Here is a 5,732-nt window from a genome sequence, read left to right on the forward strand (position 1 = left end):
GTTGATAGCTCTCGCCGTCATGATCTGCGGCATGGCCCTGCATGCCTACTGGCTCATCATTGCCGGCTTCTTCATCATGATTGGCGCGCAGGTCGAAGACCAGGGTGTCTTCTTCCAATCCGTTGTCGATACGGTGCACATGCGCGAAGTCATGCTCACTGACTTTGCGACTCTCTCCCCATCCGACACGCTGGCCGATGCGCTTTTCCGCTGTGTTCACTCTCTGCAGGAGGACTTCCCGGTCGTTCGCGGTCCGCAACTGGTCGGCATCGTGTCGCGCCAGCGTATCGTCGACGCCCTCCGTAACGACGGCAACGGCTACATCCAGTCGATCATGTCTCGCGCCTTCCAGGTGGCGCGGCCCGAGGATACTCTGGGCACCACCATCCGCCGCATCTCCGGCGGCCAGGGCCTTTCCCTGATCCCTGTTACCGAAAGCGGCAAAGTCATCGGCATCGTCAGCGTGCAGAACCTGATGAGTTCCATGTCTCTGCTGGCTGAGCAACGCCGCATCGAAGCCGAAGACGCCTCAGAATAGCTCAATTCTTCCAAGAGACAAAAGCAGATCCTTCGATCCGCTTACCCCACTCGCGATTCATCGCGCTGGGCCCCGAACGCGCTCCTCTCAGGATGACACGGGTGGAGACTACTAATCTCAACTACCATGTTCTAAGCAATGTCAGAAGAACTCGCCCCCGGCCTTTACCTCGTAGCCACGCCCATCGGCAATCTTGGGGATATCACACTCCGCGCCCTTGAAGTCCTCAAGCAAGCCGACCGCATCGCCTGCGAAGACACGCGCCAGACGCAAAAGCTTCTCAATCACTTCGCCATCTCGACACCGACAACCAGCTATCACCGGCACAACGAGCGCCAGCGCGGCGCTGAACTCATCGATGCCCTCAAATCGGGCGCCCGCATCGCGGTAGTCTCCGATGCTGGAATGCCGGGCATCAGCGATCCCGGTTCCTGGCTGGTCGAAGCAGCCATTGCCGCAGGCATCGCGGTTATTCCTATTCCTGGAGCCAACGCGGCTCTCAGCGCCCTCATTGCTTCCGGTTTACCTACTGAACAATTTCACTTCCTCGGATTCCTGCCGGAAAAAGCCGGCGCCCGCCGCACCCGCCTCGAAGAACTAGCGGCCGTGCCCCGCGAATCCGCTGAGACCGTCATCTTCTACGAGGCTCCCCATCGCATCGCCGACACTCTGGGCGATCTCGAGTCCGTGTTCGGTCCAGCACTCCGCATAGTCGCAGCTCGCGAACTCACCAAGCTCCACGAAGAATTCCTTCGTGGAACTGTCGCTGAAGTGCGCCGCGAACTCGCCGCCCGCGACCGCATTCGCGGCGAATTTGTCCTCCTCATCGAAGCCCCGGCGAAAATCATGGGTATCCCAGGTCTCGCTTCTGAAACTTGGGAAAATATTTCCACCAAAGTTGCCCGCCTGCAGTCCGAGTCAGGCCTCGACGAAAAAGAAGCACTCAAACGCCTTGCCCGCGAGCTGGGCCAATCCAAAAGCGAGCTCTACCGCGAACTCCAGCGCGAACGCGCCCGCCGCAAATAGCCAGCATCGAAATCATTGTTTGGAAAGCAATCAGACCCTGTCGTCTCGAAGCTCAGGCATCTGCGATTGGGTCCAACAAAATCACATTCAGCAGCGACTTGTGCACCCGGATGCGGCTCTTGTAGTCGATGAACCCCATTTTGCGAAAGCGGTTCATAAAGAAACTCACCCGCGAACGCGTCGTCCCGATCATGTCTGCCAAAGTCTCCTGCGATATCTGCGGGATCAACGTCTGCTGCTCCCCGGGTTTTCCGAACTCCGCCATCAGCAGCAGGATCCTCGCCAGCCGCTTCTCGCTGGAATTGAAGAGATGATCCACTAGGTCCGCCTGGATGCGAATGCTGCGCGCCAGCAGGAATCGCACAAACAAGTCGGAGAATCCGTGCTCCTCGTGAAGAACACGAATCATCTCCTTACGCTTGATCTGCATAGCGCTGCAGGCGGTGATCGCAGTTGCTGTGGATAGTCGCAGCCCCGGTATCGCTGCCAAAGCGCCCTCCCCTACAAACTCTCCGGCCGAGAGCATCAGAATCGTCGCTTCCTTTCCAGCCGCCGAAACAACGGTTACCTTGGCTCTGCCCTTTTGCAGGTAGAAGACTGAATCCGCCGGGTCTCCCTGCGAGAAAAACGGCTGCTTCGGCGCAAACGTGACGATCCTTCGCCCCAGCCCCGCCTGGGCGAGGAAGTCGCCGGCATCAAACGGGATTTCGTTCAACTGAACCAACAAGGGCCCCCTTCCATCAGGCAGGACAGTAAAGCTGCAACGCTCAAATCCGGCTAATCAGCTAATACCAGTATCTCTTGGGAAGTGAGCTTTAGTGCTCAGACTCCCCATGAAGACTCCAAATAGTATCGGAATTACCGGATGCGCTCTGTATACGCGTAAAGAAAGAAACGCCCCGCTAAAGGTAGAAAACAAGGTGTATCGCATGAAGAAAGTCATTACATTCGTCGCACTCCTCAGCATGACCAGCATCGGCTGGGCGGGAACCAATCGTGAAGCAACCAATGATCGTCTCGATCACGCCGGTAGAGTACTCCACGAGATTATGGACGCGCCAGATAAGGGCATTCCTGAAGAAGTTCTTGAGCACGCCAAGTGTGTTGCCGTTGTTCCCCATCTTCTGAAGGGTGGTTTCGTGTTCGGTGCAGAAAACGGTCGCGGCGTAGCTACCTGCAGGACCGCGGACGGCTGGAGCGCGCCAATTTTCTTCACGACAACTGGCGGAAGCTGGGGCTTGCAGATCGGCGTTGAGGGCGTGGACCTGGTCATGATCATCCAGAACGAGCGCGGCATGCGCCAGCTGCTCTCCAGCAAATTTGAGCTTGGCGCAGACGCTTCGGTGGCAGCCGGACCGGTCGGCCGTCATGCTTCTGCCGACACCGACTGGAAGCTGAATGCCGAAATCCTCACCTACTCACGAGCCAGGGGCGCTTTCGCGGGGGTTACTCTCAAAGGGGCGTCGATCCGCCACGATGAAGACTCCACCCGGGCAATCTACGGCCACAATGTCTCGAATGCCCGCATCCTCAAGGGTGAAGTAAACATGCCCGCATCGGCACATTCCTTCCTTGACGCGGTCGGCAGCGCGAAGGCGCAGGCAGTCGCTTCTAAGTAATCAAATCCCCTTAAAACGCGAGCGTCTCAACATAAAAAGGGGCGCTCGCCGCACCAGGAAAGGTACTTATGCTTTGGACAATCTTTGTTGTCGTTCTGATCATGTGGCTTCTCGGCTTCAGTTTCCACATCGCCGGCGGCCTGATCCATCTCCTGCTGGTCGTGGCCCTGGTAATCCTCGTCTTCAACTTGCTTAGCGGTCGACGTTCCGCCCTCTGACGACTGCTTCCCCGAGCAGCCAAACCCTCCCCCAATATCCGCACTTTGAACTATGAGCTGTGAACTCTAGACGAGAAATTCACCTTCTCAATCGCCTCTTCCGCCGACCCAACGACTTCGAGCAGCAGCCGGTTTTCCGCTTTAAGGAATCCGGCTTCCACGGCTCGATCCAGAAACGCCAGCAGCGCGTTCCAGTAACCGACTGTATTGATCAGAATGCAGGGCTTGTCGTGAAGGCGGAGTTGCTTCCACGTGACGATCTCCATCATCTCGTCGAGTGTTCCATAGGCGCCGGGAAGCATCAGGAACGCGTCGGCCAGCTTGACCATTCGCGCCTTGCGCTCGTGCATCGTCGGCACCATCTCAAGCCGAGTCACGCCGCGGTGGGCGATCTCGCTTCCTGAAAGAATCTCAGGCAGTACGCCGACCACCTCGGCCCCGCCTGCAAGCGCTGCATCCGCCACCGCGCCCATCAGCCCTATGCTTGCGCCGCCGTAGACCAGCCCCAATCCCGCGTGTGCGATTGCGGTTCCCAACACCTTTGCTTCGCTCAGAAACGCCGGATCGGCACCGCTCGCCGATCCGCAATACACGGCTACCCGTTTCACTTTCATCGCTCACCCAGCATAGCGCCTGCGATGACCCCGCGGTTTCGCACCACCCTACTGCGCGCACTTGATCTCAACACGCAGCCATCCCGGCGGCGCTCCCGGTCCCGGCTTGCCCGGATCGACTACCTCGATGGCATGCATCGGTTCAGGTCGCATCCACTCTCCCGTCCAAACGCCCGCATGCACAGGATCGGTCTCGCTGGGCTGATCCTTCACCTTGCCATCCGCGGTGTGATAACGGATGTGCGGCGTCGTGCCACCAGTGTCGTAGCCCAGGAACAAACTCGGCCATCTGTGATGATGCATCGGTTCCGTCCCGCCTTTAGGGGGCAGCGTAACCTGCAGTACACGCACGAATGCGTTTTCGAAGACAACTTTGTGGCTCGCGGGAGCGGCCTGCACCGCATCGTACCCCTCCGGAAACCCAGCGCTCGAGCTCTGTCCGTAGAGATAATAGTGTGTGGCAAACAGACCCAGGCAGACCGCGCACACTATGGTCGATACCGCGATCGCGAGCACCCGAATGAGTCCAGTTGGTCGTCTCATAGAGCGCAGTATAGAGGACAACTGGCCTCAAATAAGGAGATAACGGCCAACTTGCGCGATCAAATCCGGTGGCCCTGCACAGCATCGGCGGCAAAGGTAAACTGGAGTAGGAAGCCTTCCCGCCTGGACCCGCCGTGCCGTCGCTCATCGAAAACCTGAACCCTGAACAGCGTGCTGCCGTTGAAACTACCGATGGCCCGCTGCTGATCCTTGCCGGCGCCGGATCGGGCAAAACGCGTGTGATCACGAGCCGTATCGCGTGGCTCATCCAGGAAAAGGGCGTAGCACCGGATTCGATTCTGGCCGTTACCTTTACGAATAAGGCTTCGGCGGAGATGGGCGAGCGCGTGGCGCGACTGCTGGGGCATGGATCGCTGACCAAGCCGCTGATCGCCACCTTCCATTCGCTTTGCGTGCGCATGCTGCGGCGCGACATTGAAGCGCTGAAGGTTGGCAACGAGGGGCTTACCCGTTCCTTCGCCATTTATGACGAGAACGACCAGCAGGCAATTGTGAAGCAGGTGATGCGCCGCATGGGCCTGGACACAAAGCAACTGACGCCGCGGACCGTCCTGAGCCGGATTTCGTGGGCAAAGAATCACATGGTTGATCCGCAGGACTACTATCTCGGATCGAAGGATGCCGACAGCGAGCGCATCGCCCATATCTACAAGGGCTACAAGGACGAACTGCGCAAGAACAATGCGCTCGACTTCGACGACCTGCTGCTGGAGGCGGTCCGCCTGCTCAAAGTTTCCGGGCCTACGCGCGAATACTACCAGCGCCGCTATCGTTACATTCTCGTCGACGAGTATCAGGACACGAACCGCCCGCAGTACGAACTGATGAAGTTGCTGGCCGGCGAGCACAAAAACGTGTGCGCCGTCGGCGACGAGGACCAGAGCATCTACTCGTGGCGCGGCGCCGACATTCGCAACATTCTCGAATTCGAAAAGGATTTTCCCAACGCCCGCATCGTGAGGCTCGAGCAGAACTACCGGTCCACGCAAGTCATTTTGGAAGCTGCAGGCGCAGTCGTCGCCAATAACCTTCGCCGCAAAGGCAAAAAATTGTGGACGGATCGCCAGGGCGGCTCGCTGATCGGCTACTACGAAGCACCCGACGGCGAAAACGAAGCCCTCTTCATTGCCGATCGCATCCAGAAGTTTCTGCG

At 58.5% G+C, this 5,732-nt stretch carries 8 protein-coding genes; 5 read left to right on the plus strand and 3 right to left on the minus strand.

Annotation, left to right across the window (positions count from 1 at the left end; all coding sequences use genetic code 11):
- Both WA354_RS00205 and rsmI read left to right on the plus strand, forming a co-directional pair.
- Nucleotides 1-538, plus strand: a 538-nt coding sequence (locus WA354_RS00205) for a CBS domain-containing protein (protein WP_472810989.1), incomplete at its 5' end; no start/stop codon positions are given.
- 138 nt (nucleotides 539-676) lie between these two features.
- A complete protein-coding gene (gene rsmI / locus WA354_RS00210) occupies nucleotides 677-1,564 on the plus strand; it encodes a 16S rRNA (cytidine(1402)-2'-O)-methyltransferase (RefSeq protein WP_472810990.1) in 888 nt (295 codons plus the stop codon).
- 52 nt (nucleotides 1,565-1,616) lie between these two features.
- Here rsmI and WA354_RS00215 read toward each other — a convergent pair whose 3' ends face one another.
- A complete protein-coding gene (locus tag WA354_RS00215; protein ID WP_472810996.1) occupies nucleotides 1,617-2,288 on the minus strand; it encodes a Crp/Fnr family transcriptional regulator in 672 nt (223 codons plus the stop codon).
- Nucleotides 2,289-2,397: 109 nt separating this feature from the next.
- On the opposite strand from WA354_RS00215, the gene WA354_RS00220 reads away from it, so the two are divergent.
- Together WA354_RS00220 and WA354_RS00225 are read left to right on the plus strand one after the other, a co-directional pair.
- Nucleotides 2,398-3,183 (plus strand): lipid-binding SYLF domain-containing protein, encoded by a 786-nt coding sequence (locus tag WA354_RS00220; RefSeq protein WP_472810991.1) that lies wholly within the window; start codon nucleotides 2,398-2,400, stop codon nucleotides 3,181-3,183.
- A 68-nt stretch (nucleotides 3,184-3,251) separates the two neighbouring features.
- A complete protein-coding gene (locus tag WA354_RS00225) occupies nucleotides 3,252-3,401 on the plus strand; it encodes a lmo0937 family membrane protein (protein ID WP_472810992.1) in 150 nt (49 codons plus the stop codon).
- A gap of 50 nt (nucleotides 3,402-3,451) precedes the next feature.
- Here the strand turns inward: WA354_RS00225 and WA354_RS00230 are convergent, their stop codons facing one another.
- Nucleotides 3,452-4,015 carry an LOG family protein gene (locus tag WA354_RS00230; protein ID WP_472810993.1) on the minus strand — a complete coding sequence of 188 codons (564 nt, stop codon included), beginning with the start codon at nucleotides 4,013-4,015 and terminating at the stop codon, nucleotides 3,452-3,454.
- A 48-nt stretch (nucleotides 4,016-4,063) separates the two neighbouring features.
- Nucleotides 4,064-4,558 (minus strand): hypothetical protein, encoded by a 495-nt coding sequence (locus WA354_RS00235; RefSeq protein ID WP_472810994.1) that lies wholly within the window; start codon nucleotides 4,556-4,558, stop codon nucleotides 4,064-4,066.
- A 134-nt stretch (nucleotides 4,559-4,692) separates the two neighbouring features.
- Between WA354_RS00235 and WA354_RS00240 the strand changes: the two genes are divergently transcribed.
- Nucleotides 4,693-5,732, plus strand: a 1,040-nt coding sequence (locus WA354_RS00240; protein WP_472810995.1) for an ATP-dependent helicase, incomplete at its 3' end; no start/stop codon positions are given.

Source organism: Occallatibacter sp. (genome assembly GCF_049802275.1).
GTDB lineage: Bacteria > Acidobacteriota > Terriglobia > Terriglobales > Acidobacteriaceae > Telmatobacter.